16 protein-coding genes are annotated in these 12,630 nt (G+C 35.2%); 8 read left to right on the top strand and 8 right to left on the bottom strand.

Going from position 1 to position 12,630, the window contains the following annotated elements; translation table 11 throughout:
* Window positions 1–523: 523 nt before the first annotated feature.
* Complete coding sequence (locus Dongsha4_RS15535; protein ID WP_015218197.1) at window positions 524–904, top strand: DUF7682 family zinc-binding protein; 381 nt, start codon at window positions 524–526, stop codon at window positions 902–904.
* Between the two features lie 122 nt (window positions 905–1,026).
* Here the strand turns inward: Dongsha4_RS15535 and Dongsha4_RS15530 are convergent, their stop codons facing one another.
* The 5 genes from Dongsha4_RS15530 to rppA all read right to left on the bottom strand — a co-directional run bounded on the left by Dongsha4_RS15530 (window position 1,027) and on the right by rppA (window position 5,206).
* The gene (locus tag Dongsha4_RS15530; RefSeq protein ID WP_330203219.1) at window positions 1,027–1,899 is read right to left on the bottom strand and encodes an S-methyl-5'-thioadenosine phosphorylase; all 873 of its coding nucleotides are present in this window, start codon (window positions 1,897–1,899) and stop codon (window positions 1,027–1,029) included.
* Window positions 1,900–2,031: 132 nt separating this feature from the next.
* Window positions 2,032–2,757 (bottom strand): 16S rRNA (guanine(527)-N(7))-methyltransferase RsmG, encoded by a 726-nt coding sequence (gene rsmG / locus Dongsha4_RS15525; RefSeq protein WP_330203218.1) that lies wholly within the window; start codon window positions 2,755–2,757, stop codon window positions 2,032–2,034.
* Window positions 2,758–2,800: 43 nt separating this feature from the next.
* Complete coding sequence (rppB, locus tag Dongsha4_RS15520; protein ID WP_330203217.1) at window positions 2,801–4,165, bottom strand: two-component system sensor histidine kinase RppB; 1,365 nt, start codon at window positions 4,163–4,165, stop codon at window positions 2,801–2,803.
* Between the two features lie 10 nt (window positions 4,166–4,175).
* Window positions 4,176–4,406, bottom strand: coding sequence for a type II toxin-antitoxin system HicB family antitoxin (locus Dongsha4_RS15515; protein ID WP_330203216.1), 231 nt, complete (start codon window positions 4,404–4,406; stop codon window positions 4,176–4,178).
* A gap of 86 nt (window positions 4,407–4,492) precedes the next feature.
* A complete protein-coding gene (rppA, locus tag Dongsha4_RS15510) occupies window positions 4,493–5,206 on the bottom strand; it encodes a two-component system response regulator RppA (RefSeq protein ID WP_330203215.1) in 714 nt (237 codons plus the stop codon).
* Window positions 5,207–5,316: 110 nt separating this feature from the next.
* Here rppA and Dongsha4_RS15505 point away from each other — a divergent pair, with 110 nt between their 5' ends.
* The 3 genes from Dongsha4_RS15505 to Dongsha4_RS15495 all read left to right on the top strand — a co-directional run bounded on the left by Dongsha4_RS15505 (window position 5,317) and on the right by Dongsha4_RS15495 (window position 6,911).
* A complete protein-coding gene (locus Dongsha4_RS15505) occupies window positions 5,317–5,718 on the top strand; it encodes an STAS/SEC14 domain-containing protein (protein WP_330203214.1) in 402 nt (133 codons plus the stop codon).
* Entirely contained in the window at window positions 5,711–6,139 is a 429-nt protein-coding gene (locus tag Dongsha4_RS15500; RefSeq protein WP_330203213.1) for an HNH endonuclease, read from the top strand. Before Dongsha4_RS15505 ends, Dongsha4_RS15500 begins: the two co-directional genes overlap by 8 nt.
* 82 nt (window positions 6,140–6,221) lie before the next feature.
* On the top strand, window positions 6,222–6,911 hold the full coding sequence (locus tag Dongsha4_RS15495; RefSeq protein ID WP_330203212.1) for a glycoside hydrolase family 24 protein: 690 nt from the start codon (window positions 6,222–6,224) through the stop codon (window positions 6,909–6,911).
* Window positions 6,912–6,933: 22 nt separating this feature from the next.
* Here the strand turns inward: Dongsha4_RS15495 and Dongsha4_RS15490 are convergent, their stop codons facing one another.
* On the bottom strand, window positions 6,934–7,236 hold the full coding sequence (locus Dongsha4_RS15490) for a hypothetical protein (protein ID WP_330203211.1): 303 nt from the start codon (window positions 7,234–7,236) through the stop codon (window positions 6,934–6,936).
* Between the two features lie 187 nt (window positions 7,237–7,423).
* Between Dongsha4_RS15490 and Dongsha4_RS15485 the strand changes: the two genes are divergently transcribed.
* The 4 genes from Dongsha4_RS15485 to Dongsha4_RS15470 all read left to right on the top strand — a co-directional run bounded on the left by Dongsha4_RS15485 (window position 7,424) and on the right by Dongsha4_RS15470 (window position 12,174).
* Window positions 7,424–7,705, top strand: a complete 282-nt coding sequence (locus Dongsha4_RS15485; protein WP_330203210.1) for a DUF2281 domain-containing protein — start codon at window positions 7,424–7,426, stop codon at window positions 7,703–7,705.
* A 2-nt stretch (window positions 7,706–7,707) separates the two neighbouring features.
* Window positions 7,708–8,124 (top strand): PIN domain-containing protein, encoded by a 417-nt coding sequence (locus Dongsha4_RS15480; protein WP_330203209.1) that lies wholly within the window; start codon window positions 7,708–7,710, stop codon window positions 8,122–8,124.
* An 84-nt stretch (window positions 8,125–8,208) separates the two neighbouring features.
* Window positions 8,209–8,925, top strand: a complete 717-nt coding sequence (locus Dongsha4_RS15475; protein ID WP_330203208.1) for a cobalt transporter — start codon at window positions 8,209–8,211, stop codon at window positions 8,923–8,925.
* A gap of 93 nt (window positions 8,926–9,018) precedes the next feature.
* Window positions 9,019–12,174 carry an efflux RND transporter permease subunit gene (locus Dongsha4_RS15470; RefSeq protein ID WP_330203207.1) on the top strand — a complete coding sequence of 1,052 codons (3,156 nt, stop codon included), beginning with the start codon at window positions 9,019–9,021 and terminating at the stop codon, window positions 12,172–12,174.
* Window positions 12,175–12,239: 65 nt separating this feature from the next.
* Here the strand turns inward: Dongsha4_RS15470 and Dongsha4_RS15465 are convergent, their stop codons facing one another.
* Window positions 12,240–12,386, bottom strand: a complete 147-nt coding sequence (locus Dongsha4_RS15465) for a LuxR C-terminal-related transcriptional regulator (RefSeq protein WP_330203206.1) — start codon at window positions 12,384–12,386, stop codon at window positions 12,240–12,242.
* Window positions 12,386–12,586, bottom strand: coding sequence for a hypothetical protein (locus Dongsha4_RS15460; protein ID WP_330203205.1), 201 nt, complete (start codon window positions 12,584–12,586; stop codon window positions 12,386–12,388). Before Dongsha4_RS15460 ends, Dongsha4_RS15465 begins: the two co-directional genes overlap by 1 nt.
* Between the last annotated feature and the right edge of the window lie 44 nt (window positions 12,587–12,630).

The following is a 12,630-nucleotide window of genomic DNA, read 5'->3' as shown; positions in this document are numbered from 1 at the left end:
TAATTTATGTTAATTTTTTGGGGGAATAATATTTAGTTTGAGGGGATTTTTTTCTCATTAATTGAGACTATTTTTAAGTTTTGTAAAGAAAGTCTTAATAAAATTAAATAAAGTTTGTTGATTCTAAGAACCATCGAGTATCCTTAGTATTGTGAGGGGATCAATGTTAGATAAGGGCTTTTAGACTAATTATTTATCAAAATTTTTTCCTTTGCAAATTAATAAGATTATATTTTCAGAATTATTAGGGCATAAAATACTAATTATCTTATTTAATACCGTATATTTTATTATGATTAATTACTTTATAAAAAATAACTTATCTTGCAGAACAAATACTAATTATCAACGGTATAGAGAAATAATTGGTATCAGTCAACTACCTTGATAATTTTTGTCATCTGAAATCAAAACAATTTGCTGATAAAAATAAAAAATAATTAGGAAAAAAATTAGTTTAACTGCTCAACTAACGGATTCTCGGCACATTTAATCATACTGAAAATTATTGGAGGTCAAGGTCATGTCGAGAAGAAAGAAAAAATTTGCCTGTGGTCATAGCGGTTACGGCAAAGTTTGTCATAGATGTGAACAAAAACATTCTTTTAGGGAACAGAAAAGAAGAGAAAAAAATGCTTGGCAGGAGACTTTTTGTAATGATCCTATCGATTTAAGTTCGTTGCCTAAAAATGTAGTGTTAAAGGCTCGACAGATAATAAAGCATATTCAAAATCAAACTTGCTATACAAATTTTAGGGGAAAAAGACTGAGACACGATCGCTTCATTATCAGTATTCCCGTCACAAGAAATTATCGCCTTATTTGTAGGGATTATGGTAGTTTTGTAGCTCCAGAGGCTGTAGTTTCCCATGAAGATTATAATGTTTGTAAACCGGGGAGATGATTGATAAGTAACCTCTTTTTGGCTTAAGAATGAGGAGGTTTCAGGTGTCAGGTAGCAGGTGTCAGGTGAACTAAGATTCCTATCCCGACTCCCTACTCAGGTTGATTAGTACAAAACTTCGGTTAAAGATATTTTTTCAACAATAAAGATAGCTTTTCCTTGGTAGCTTCTGGGGCATTGTTTAAGGGAGTAATAATAGCATCCTTTAAGGCTGAATGGGCTTTACTAACAAAGGGGTTTTCTGCGATGAGTTTCACTGTTTCCCTAATCACTTTTTGGGCATTGACAGCGTTTTGATGCAGATTTTGAATAACTGTTTCAACGGTGACATGATCATGTTCAGGATTCCAGCAGTCGTAGTCTGTGACAAGGGCGAGGGTAGCATAAGCAATTTCGGCTTCTCTGGCTAATTTTGCTTCGGTTAAATTTGTCATGCCAATAATACTTGCCCCCCAACTACGATACAAGTGAGATTCAGCAATGGTAGAAAATGCAGGGCCTTCCATACAAATGTATGTTCCTCCCTGATGTAATTCAATATCTTCTAAGTTCAGATTAGTGATAGCTTTGGCTAAAATTTCTCCTAATTGCAAGCAGGTGGGATGTCCAAAAGCAACATGAGCAACAATTCCTTCTCCGAAAAAAGTGGCAGGACGGTTTTTGGTGCGATCGATAAATTGATCTGGTATAACTAAATCTAGGGGTTTAATTTCTTTTTGTAGTGAACCCACCGCAGAAGCAGAAATGATATACTCTACCCCTAACTGTTTAAGGGCATAAATGTTAGCTTGAAAAGGCAATTCTGAGGGTAAAAGATGATGATTTCTACCGTGACGGGGTAAAAATGCCACTTTCTCACCATCTAGTGCGCCTGTAATGAGATTATCGGAAGTTTTACCAAAGGGAGTTTCAATGGTTATTTCTTCGATGTTTTGTAGGGCTTCCATCTTATATAAACCACTGCCCCCAATAATGCCTATTTTAATCGCTTCCATGTTTTTGATTGTTTATTTGTTTGTAAGGTATCTTTAATATTCAGTTTAACGAAATGATTGTCAGAAGGTTATTAATATTTAAGGTTTTCATTTAAGGCTTTCTCAATTCTCAATTTTCACTTTAAATTTAATTCATAATGGGTTTTTAGTGGGTTTTCCTACTTCACGAGGATATTTTTTCGGGGTATTGGTTATTTTTTTGATATAAACATTATTACGAGTATAGTTATTGATAGGAGTATTTTTGTTAATAATTTCGATTAACTCTCCTCCTAATTTATAGGCAACTTTTGCTATTTTTCCTTGTTCTTGTTGTTCAATATTTCCTCTATATAAAATTGCAATTCCACCTTGTTTTAATAATGGTAAAGTATATTCTAAGCAAACAGATATTTCTGCAACAGCTCTAATTAGGGCAAAATCATACTTGTTTCTGTGGTTTATATCTCGTCCAATTATTTCTGCTCTGTTAATTAAAGTAATAATATTTTCTATATTTAATATTTGTTTTGTTTCATCAATAAAATTAACTTTTTTGGCGATCGAATCCATTAAGATAAATTCAGACTCAGGAAATGCGATCGCACAGGGTAATCCAGGAAAACCGCCACCAGTACCAATATCAACGACTTTTTTATTCTTTAAATCATAATCAATAATTGGGGCTAAAGAGTCCCATAAATTTTTTTCCCAAAATTCTTCCACAGTAGTAATACGGGTTAAATTTAAGTATTTATTCTTGATCAAAATGTGATTATATAATTCTTGCCATTTTTCTAATATTGAAGGAGAAGGAGTCCAATTAAGAGTTTTTTGCCATAATTCTAAATGATGAGGTAATATTTGTTTTTCTTCCATTGTTAATGATTAAGTTAGGTTATTGCCATAATTATTTTAAAGCCTAATTTATTAGATTAATTTTCAAAATAAAAATACTTCCTTTTCCAACAAAACTTTCAACGGTTAAAGATGCTTGGTGTTTCTTGGCAATGGCAGAGGCGATCGCCAATCCTAATCCTGTACCTCCTGTTTTACGATTGCGATCGCTGTCCACACGATAAAAACGTTCAAAAATACGAGTTTGTTGATCATTCGAGATACCTATTCCTGTATCTTGAACTTTGATAATAGCTTTTTTCTGGTTATTATTTAAACTAATATTAACTTTTCCGCTCTTGGGAGTATATTGAAGGGCATTGGCGATTAAGTTAGCGACTAGGCGATAAAGTTCCGACTCGTTACCGAGGGTATAAATTTCTCGATCGCAAACATCGCTAGTTAAGTCAATATTTTTACTCACGGCTAATTCCAAAAATTCTTCCGTTAAATCGTTAATTAAGTCATTTAAGCAACAGGGTTGAAACTGTTTTTGAGAGGAATTTTGTTCGAGACTGGTTAGTAGAAGCAAGTCAGTAATTAAATTGCTTAGTCTTCTCCCTTGTCGTTCAATGGTGTTGAGTAAAGTTTGGGTATTTTCTTGGCTATTTTCCAAACGGTTGACTGCTTCTACGGTAGCTAAAAGACTGGTAAGGGGAGTTTTTAATTCATGGGACACATTAGCGGTAAACTGTTGTTGTTGTTGATAAGATTCATAAATTGGTTGCATAGCTAATCCAGAAAGCCCCCAACTGGAAATCGCCACTAAGGTTAAAGCTATAGGAAATCCCATTAAGAGAATTAATTGTATTTGTTTAATTTCTCCGTCAAAAACCCTTAAATTTCTGCCAATTTGTAGATAACCCCAAGATGCAGGGGGATGAGAATGATTTGGTTGATTATGGCTGTTACCACTATGCAACATTATAGAAAATTGCAGATAACGAGTACCATTAGGAAGATTGACTATTTGCCAACTATCAGATTCGAGACGGGAAGACAGTTGGGAGGGTTGATGGGGAGAAAAAGCCAATAAATTCTGATGATGATCAAACAAACGTAGATAATAGGTGGTGCGATCGCTGATTCCAATAGTGTGACGTTGAATTAGGGAAGAATTATTGCTACAGGGCTGATTTACGAGACAAAGTTCGGGAAAAATTGTCTTTAAAACCTGAGTAGGATTACCAGAAGTCGGTAACATCGGTTCTAAACTATCATGAAGCGTACCTGCGATCGACTCCATTTCTTGTTTAATTGCCCACCATTTAGATTCGACGAGGGAACGATAAACCCCTATACTCAGTAAACTAAGAATAAAAGCCATCACCGAAGCATACCAAAAGGCTAAACGAATACGACTATGACGGAATAGTTGACGGGTATTCATCTAATATTAATTAAGCCACTTGTAAAGGCTTTACAGGAAGTATTCTCGGTTCAGGAAGGGGTTGTTTTTCCTCAATGAGCATTTCTACTAAATTATCAATTACTTCTTGTCCATTTTTCGCTGCTTCCTCATAAGTTTTTCCATGAGTGTGAAATTCTTGCCATGGAAACTCAGGTAAGTGAACTAAGAAAAGCTGATCTTCTTGTGACCATTGAATTACCATACTATATTTATAAGTCATTATTTACCCTCCTCTATGTCTTTTAATTCTCTTATTTTTTTTTGCATTGCTCTTTTTTCATCTTGACTACTTCATTAAACCACCATTTATCTATATTTTGACATTTTGACACAAGAACTATTAAAGCGATAACCTTGACCTTTGATGGTTTCAATGGGACAATCACAACCATAATTAGCTAATTTACGCCGTAGTAAACGCATTTGAGCCGCTACAACGTTGCTTACGGCTTCTGAGTCAAAATCCCACAGTTGATCTCTGATTTTACTTCCTGAGATGATGCGATCGCAATTCTGCATTAAATAAGCGAAAATTTGAAACTCTTTAACGGTTAAAGGAATGATTTGGGAAGGTTCAACAACGGTATAAATTAAGGAATTATTGCCATAATCGAGGGTAAAATTGCCTACAGTTAAATTAGCAGGAGAAAAAAGGGGCGATCGCCTCTGTAATGCTCTCAATCTTGCTAACAATTCATCCATAATAAAAGGCTTAACCAAATAATCATCTGCACCACTATCCAAGCCAGTAACACGGGATTGGGCATCCCCTAAAGCAGTTAACATCAGTACAGGTAAAGGATTTTTTTGTCGTCTAAGTCTTTGGCATAACTCAATCCCTGATAAATGAGGCACAAGCCAATCAAAAATAGCTACGGAATAATCTGCCCATGAATTTTGAATGTAATCCCAAGCTGATTTACCATCCGTTACCCAATCAACAATATATTTTTCATTGACTAAAACTTGTTTAATAGCTAATCCTAAATCTTCTTCATCTTCTACTAATAAAATTCGCATAGTTTCAGGTAATTAAGTTAATGATGATCTTGATATTAAACTGTTTTTTGTCAAAAGACAAAAATTTCTTGATAAAATGATAATCAAAATAAAGTTTGGAGAAAAAATTAATGCCAAAAATAAAATTAGAAGCTCAACTGTCAAAAGAAGATTTACTACAAGCAGTAGAACAATTAACTAATACTGAAATGGAAGAATTTATGCTAAACATAATAGCATTTAGAGCAAAAAAATTGACCAATCATTTATCGAATAAAGAAACCGAATTACTATTAAATATTAATGAAGTTTTAAGTAAAGACATACAAGACAAGTATCAATTACTAATAACAAAAAGACAAAAAGAAGAATTAAATAACAATGAATATGAGGAGTTATTAACATTAACAGAATTGATAGAAAACCACCAAAATCAACGCCTAAAATATTTAGTAGAATTATCTAATTTACGAGGATGTTCTTTAGAAAAGTTAATGGATGAATTAGAAATCAAACCTACTGACAATGAGTAATTATAAATTAACAGAAGATCTGAAAAATATAGTTAGATTAAGGGCTAAAAACTGTTGCGAATATTGTTTATCTCAAGAGCAGTTTGCTACTCAAAGATTTTCTATTGAACATATTTTTCCTGTTAGCAAAGGAGGTAAAACAACTTTAGAAAATTTAGCTTTAGCTTGTCAAGGTTGCAATAATTATAAATATAATAAAACAGATGAATATGAGGAATTAAGTGGTCAAATAGTTACTTTATTTAACCCTAGAAAAGATAATTGGGAAGCTCATTTTCAATGGAATAATAATTATGATTTAATCATTGGCATCACTGCAAAAGGTAGAGTTTCAGTCAAAGTTTTACGTTTAAATAGAGACGGATTAGTCAATTTACGTCGAATTTTGTATCCTATCGGCAAACATCCCCCTAATATCTAAAAGCTCATTTCATCTCAATTTCATCTTAGTCATGTTAAAGTTGAAAACAATACCATATTTTTATATTTCCATTTTAAAAATAATGCTTATTTCCCATAACAATTTTAAACACAATCTCAAACAAAATAAACTTACAAAAACCCTTAAAATAGCATCAACTTTATTTTTTATAATCGCATTTATTTCGATTATTCAAATCATTCAAAAAGAGAGAAAATTAGACATAAATTACCCTTTGGTATCGGAATTACCACAACTGGCAATGTCAGGAGGTGATCCCTATATTAGAGCCTTAATGCTAACCATTTCTGCCAGTGAATCGAATCATAAAAATTCTTATTTTCTTTTGTATGGTGGAGATCATGTTCATAATTTAGAACAACATCCCAACCAATGTATTCCTATTAAAACAAGAGTTAATCAGGGAAAATGTAGCACAGCAGCAGGTCGTTATCAATTTTTAAATTTTACTTGGCAAGAAAAAGCGTCTAAATATCATCCTGCACCCCAAAAAAGTAATCATGGTATTAGCTATAGTTTTGAGCCAGAATATCAAGATGCAGTAGTTTATAAATGGCTCAAAGATCATCATCAATGGAATATTGATATATTAACTTTACTGAAACAAGATCGAGTAGAAGAAGTATTGAAAGAATTATCCGGGGTATGGACAAGTTTAGGGGGAGGAATAGAGGATAATTCCATGACACCTTATTTACCTCAACTTTATCGTTATTTTTTAGCCCAAGAATTGAAAAACCAGAAAAGATAATACGAGGGAGAAATAAACAAAATTAATGGTGATTATGATGATTCAGAGGTGCAGACTCCTGCTGTTCAACATTTAATCGCATCAAACTCATATCTTGTTTTCCATAAGTAATTAACCCCATAGTAATCTGTCCGAAAGCAAAGATTCCCATAGAAACTAAACCGATGGAAAAAACACCCATAGGCACTAAACCGATCGAAACTACACCATGAGGAATCGCACCGATGGAAATTAAGCCGTGAGGTGAAATACCGATGCAAAAGATACCGTCATGGGGTGCAATACCGATTTGAATTAGTTTTTTGTCTTTTAAGGCTAATCTCATTTAAAATTGACCAAATAATTCAGAATAGCAAAAATATAGACATTGAATGATTTTCATGTCAAAAGACAAAGTGTCAAAATTTCAAGATTAGATGAGTACGGTGAGATTTCTCTGAGTTTGCTCTTTGAACGATAAAATAAAGAAATAGTCAGGAAAATTTAGAGGATTAAATAGGAGGCTCAAAAGGATGACTCAAGCCATAATAAACGAAGAATTAATCATGAAAAAATTTCGTCAACTATCTCCAGAAAAACAGCAAGAATTACTGAATTTTGCTGAATTTTTAGAGTATAAGAACAAAAAATCAACAATGAATAAAGAGAATGAAAATATCAATCATGAATCTTTAGAAATTTGGGAAATTGCCGAAAAAATTAGTCAACAAATACCTGATCAGGAATGGCAAAAATTACCGACTGATTTATCGAAGAATTTAGATCATTATTTATCTGGATCAGACAAGATATAAGAATGAAAAAAGTATTTGCTGACACTGGTTATTGGATTGCTTTACTCAATCCTTATGATGATTTACATAATCAAGTGAAAAAACTATCTCAATCATTGAAATCTGTTACTATTGTCACCACTAAAATGGTATTAGCTGAGTTATTAAATGAATTTTCTAAAAGAGGTGAAAATTTCCGTAAAATCACAACTCAATTTATTGAACAACTTGCTCAGAAATCTAATATTATAATAGTTGCCCAAAATGATCAACAGTTTCAAGATGGTTTGGAATTATATAAACAACGTCCTGATAAACAATGGAGTTTAACTGATTGTGTTTCTTTTATCATTATGAAAGAAATGGATATATCTGAGGCTCTAGCTTATGATAAACATTTTGAACAAGCTGGTTTTATTGCTCTTTTAAGAAATAATTGATCATAAAAGCTCATTTCATCTAAATTTCATCTCACTTGTGACAAACTATGAAGACAATTTATCGAACTCAAGTGAGGAGTTACCATGAAATCATTATCACTAATAAGTATTTTAAGCCTTAGTTTAATTTTCAGCACTCCAAGTATATCTTATGCTCATGTCGGACATGGAGATGATTTTCAGGCAACAGGAGGCATTGAGAAAGTAGAAGTAAAACCCGAAACCGATAGCTTATTAGGCATTGAAGTCACACCCATTGAACAAGCATCCGGCGATAGTGTAGGGGTGATGATTCCCGTTACTGCTTTAGTGGATGCAGACGGTAAACAATTAGTTTTTGTGCAGTATGACAATTTTTATGAACCAGTAGAAGTAACCACTGGTGTAACAGAAGGGGATTTTATTCAAGTAACCAAAGAATTATCCATCGGGGAAAAATTAGTCACTCAGGGTAGTTTATCCCTTTATGCAGAATCCCGTAAAACTCAAAGTGCAGATAGCACCGAAACAACTTCTAATACTGAGGAAACAACTACCAGTAAGCCAATAATTACCGATAATACTACCCACGCACAAGCTGATCAACAGGGAATACCCCATAGTCATGATAAAGACGGAAATCTCGTGAATTCTGGAGAAAATAGCGAAAAATCCGCAGGATTTCCCATTTTTAAAACATTAATCGCCATTGGTGGCTTAGGTATAGCTGGATTAATCGGTTTATTTACCATTTCTGCTTTTACAGGTGATGGAAATAAAAAAAAATCTAATAGTCAATATAATTACACTTCCGAAGAATAAATTGGTTTGTGGTAAGCCTTTTAAGGCTTATATACGTCCATGAAAATAAGGGCTAAAGCCCTCACTACGAACCTATATTAATATTTTTTAGCAATGCTCAACTCATTACTCAATCAAATACTGAAAAATTCGATCGCCCAAAGATGGTTTATCGTTATCGCCGCCATTTTTGTTACTATCTGGGGGGTGATTAGTGTAACTCAAATGCCCTTAGATGTTTTTCCCCAGTTTGCCCCTCCTCAAGTAGATATTCAAACCGAAGCTGTTGGACTTGCACCGGAAGAAGTAGAAGCTCAAATTACTGTACCCATTGAAAGTGCGGTAAATGGTTTACCCGGTGTTACTACGGTGCGATCGTCCTCTAAGGTGGGATTATCGATGGTACAAGTTGTATTTGACCAAGATGCGGATATTTATAAAGCGAGACAAGCGGTAACGGAAAGATTGCAACAGGTAACAAGTCAATTACCTGAAGGCACTCATACCCCAGAAATTTCGCCTTTAGTGTCTCCATTGGGGACTATTTTACAATACGCTTTTACGGTTAATGGTGAAGGGCAAACATCATTAATGGATTTACGCCGTTTAGTGGAAACTACCCTCAGCAATCAAATTTTATCTGTAGCAGGAGTTTCTCAAGTTACCATTTATGGTGGTGATGAAAGACAAGAGCAAGTTTTAGTTAATCCTGATAAATTAAAATCTCTCAATGTTTCCCTCAATGAGGTGACTCAAGCCACAAGGGGAGCAAATTCTAACGCCCCCGGTGGTTTTTTAATTGGTGGTGGGCAAGAATTGTTAATTAGAGGTATTGGGCAGATTAAATCTATTGAAGATTTACAGCAGTCAGTAGTGAAAGTGCAAGGGGATAAGCCCATTTTGCTGAAAGATGTGGCGGAGGTGAAAACTGCTTCGGCTTTAAAACGGGGGGATGCTAGTTTTAATGGGCAACCTGCGGTGGTATTGATGATTAACAAGCAACCTGATGTGGATACCCCCACTGTGACGAAGGGAGTAGAAAGGGTAATTGAGTCTTTACAAGGCACTTTTCCTGCGGATGTGCAGATAGCTAGAACTTTTCGCCAAGCAAATTTCATTGATTCTGCTATTCGTAATGTTAGTGGTTCGTTACTTCAGGGGATTATTATTGTTTCTGTGGTAATGCTTTTATTTTTGATGAATTGGCGCACGGCAATTATTACCCTCAGCGCGATTCCTTTATCTCTTTTGATTGGCTTAATGTTGATGAAAGCCTTTGGTTTAGGGATTAATACCATGACTTTAGGGGGTTTGGTAGTTGCGATCGGATCTGTGGTAGATGATTCCATTGTAGATATGGAAAATTGCTATCGTGGGTTAAGGAAAAATCAGGCTATCGGTGCGCCGAAACATCCTTTTCAAGTGGTTTATGATACCTCTGTTGCTGTACGATTGGCGGTAATTTTTTCGACGGTAATTATTATCGTGGTATTTGCCCCTATTTTCAGTTTAACGGGGGTAGAAGGGCGTATTTTTGCCCCGATGGGTTTTGCTTATCTCTTATCCATTGTGGCTTCTACGATGGTGGCGATGACTCTTTCTCCTGCTTTATGTACCATTTTATTAGCTAACCAAAGGCTACCTCAAGAGGGTACTTTTATCTCCCGTTTAGCGGAAAGACTTTATCGCCCTTTATTAAATATTGCCCTCCAAGCACCTAAATTAATTTTGAGCGTTGCTTTGGCTTCTTTGGTGGCAACTATTGCGATCGCACCTTCTTTGGGAAGGGTATTTTTACCTGAATTTCAAGAAAAATCGATGGTTAACTCTATGGTGTTATTCCCCGGAGTTTCCCTTGACATGACGAATCGAGCAGGAATGGCACTTTCTAAATCACTAGAAGGGAATCCATTATATGAGTGGGTACAAGTAAGGGCTGGAAGGGCACCGGGGGATGCGGATGGTGCGGGAGTAAATATGGCTCACGTTGACGTAGAATTAAGCGATTTAGCCTTAAAAAATAGAGAAGCAAGTGTACAACAGTTACGGGAGGAATTTCTCAAGTTGCCCGGTGTTGCCCCTAATATTGGTGGTTTTATCTCCCATCGTATGGATGAAGTCTTATCAGGAGTCAGAAGTGCGATCGCCGTTAAAATTTTTGGCTCGGATTTGGTAGAATTGCGTAAAATTGGTGAACAAGTCAGAGATGCGATCGCACCCATCGAAGGAGTAGTGGATTTACAACTAGAACCTCAATTACCTATTCGTCAAGTCCAAATTAATTATGACAGAATAGCGGCGGCTAATTATGGTTTAACCATGTCGGCAATTTCGGAAGTGGTAGAAACGGCTTTAAATGGTCAAATTGTCTCTCAAGTCCCCGAAAATCAGCAATTAGTTAATATTATGGTAGGTTTACCCGAATCTGCTCGGAATAACTTAGACGCTATTGGCTCAATTCCCATTAAAACCCCGACAGGGGATATGATACCCTTGCAAACCGTTGCGAAAGTAGAATATGGCATGGGTGCGAATGTGGTTAACCGGGAAGATGTCTCTCGTTTAATTGTGGTTTCTACCAACGTCGCCGAGCGTGATTTAGGTAGTGTTGTCGGTGATATTCAAAAGGCTATCCGAGAAAAAGTCCAATTACCTAACGGTTATTTTATCCAATATGGTGGACAATTTGAAGCGGAACAAAATGCCACTAATAACTTACTCCTTTATAGTATTCTGGCGGCGGTAGTTATTATGATTCTCATGTTTTTCTCTGTGAAATCTTTACCTGCTACCATTGCCATTATGATAAACCTACCTTTAGCTTTAGTGGGGGGTATCGTTTCCATTATGTTAACAGGAGGGGTAATTTCGATCGCATCTCTAATCGGTTTTATTACCCTTTTTGGGGTAGCGGTACGGAATGGCTTACTATTGGTGGATAACTATAATCAAAAATTTAGCCAAGATATTCCTGTGAAAGTGGTAGTGTATAAAGGCTCTTTAGAAAGGGTAAACGCTATTTTAATGACGGCTTTAACCTCGGCTTTGGGGATGTTGCCTTTAGCCATGGCTAGTGGTGCAGGTAATGAAATACTACAACCTTTGGCGATCGTCGTTTTGGGGGGGTTATTTACTTCTACAGCCTTAACTTTATTGGTGATACCAGCCCTTTATGCCCAATTTGGTAAGTGGTTAGTGCCGAAATCAAGAGAAAATGAAGGGAAAATCAATGATTTTGTTCAAAAAAAAGCCAGAATAGCTGTTAATTAAAAATTTTATAGGATGGGTATGGGTATTGCCCATCAATTTTCATGAATTTCAATCTGGTTCATTCATTAAGAAAAATTGTGAAATAAAAGAATAGCTTGAGTGCGATCGCATACTCCTAATTTTTGAATCATAAAATGAGTATGTACTCTAACCGTACCAGAAGTAATGTAAAGCATTTTGGCAATTTCTTGATTCGATTTTCCTTGTGCCATCAATTCGAGAATTCTGTTTTGTCAGTAGTGTTCCATCCCCAAAAAACATCGCTATAAGCATCAAAAATAACAGATAATTCATCTTCAATCGCAGAATCATATCTGAAAAAATCGGCTGTATGCCAATAAACTGTTGTTCCTTTAACTTTTTTAAGGCGTTCTAAATTTTCGTCTGTTGGTTTAAGAATAAATTTGTTCATTTTAGGTAAATATACTAACTTTAATTATGAATATTAAAAGTGGA

This window comes from Cyanobacterium sp. Dongsha4 (assembly GCF_036345015.1).
Classification (GTDB): Bacteria; Cyanobacteriota; Cyanobacteriia; order Cyanobacteriales; family Cyanobacteriaceae; genus PCC-10605.
This window is presented reverse-complemented; position numbering and strand designations above follow the sequence as displayed.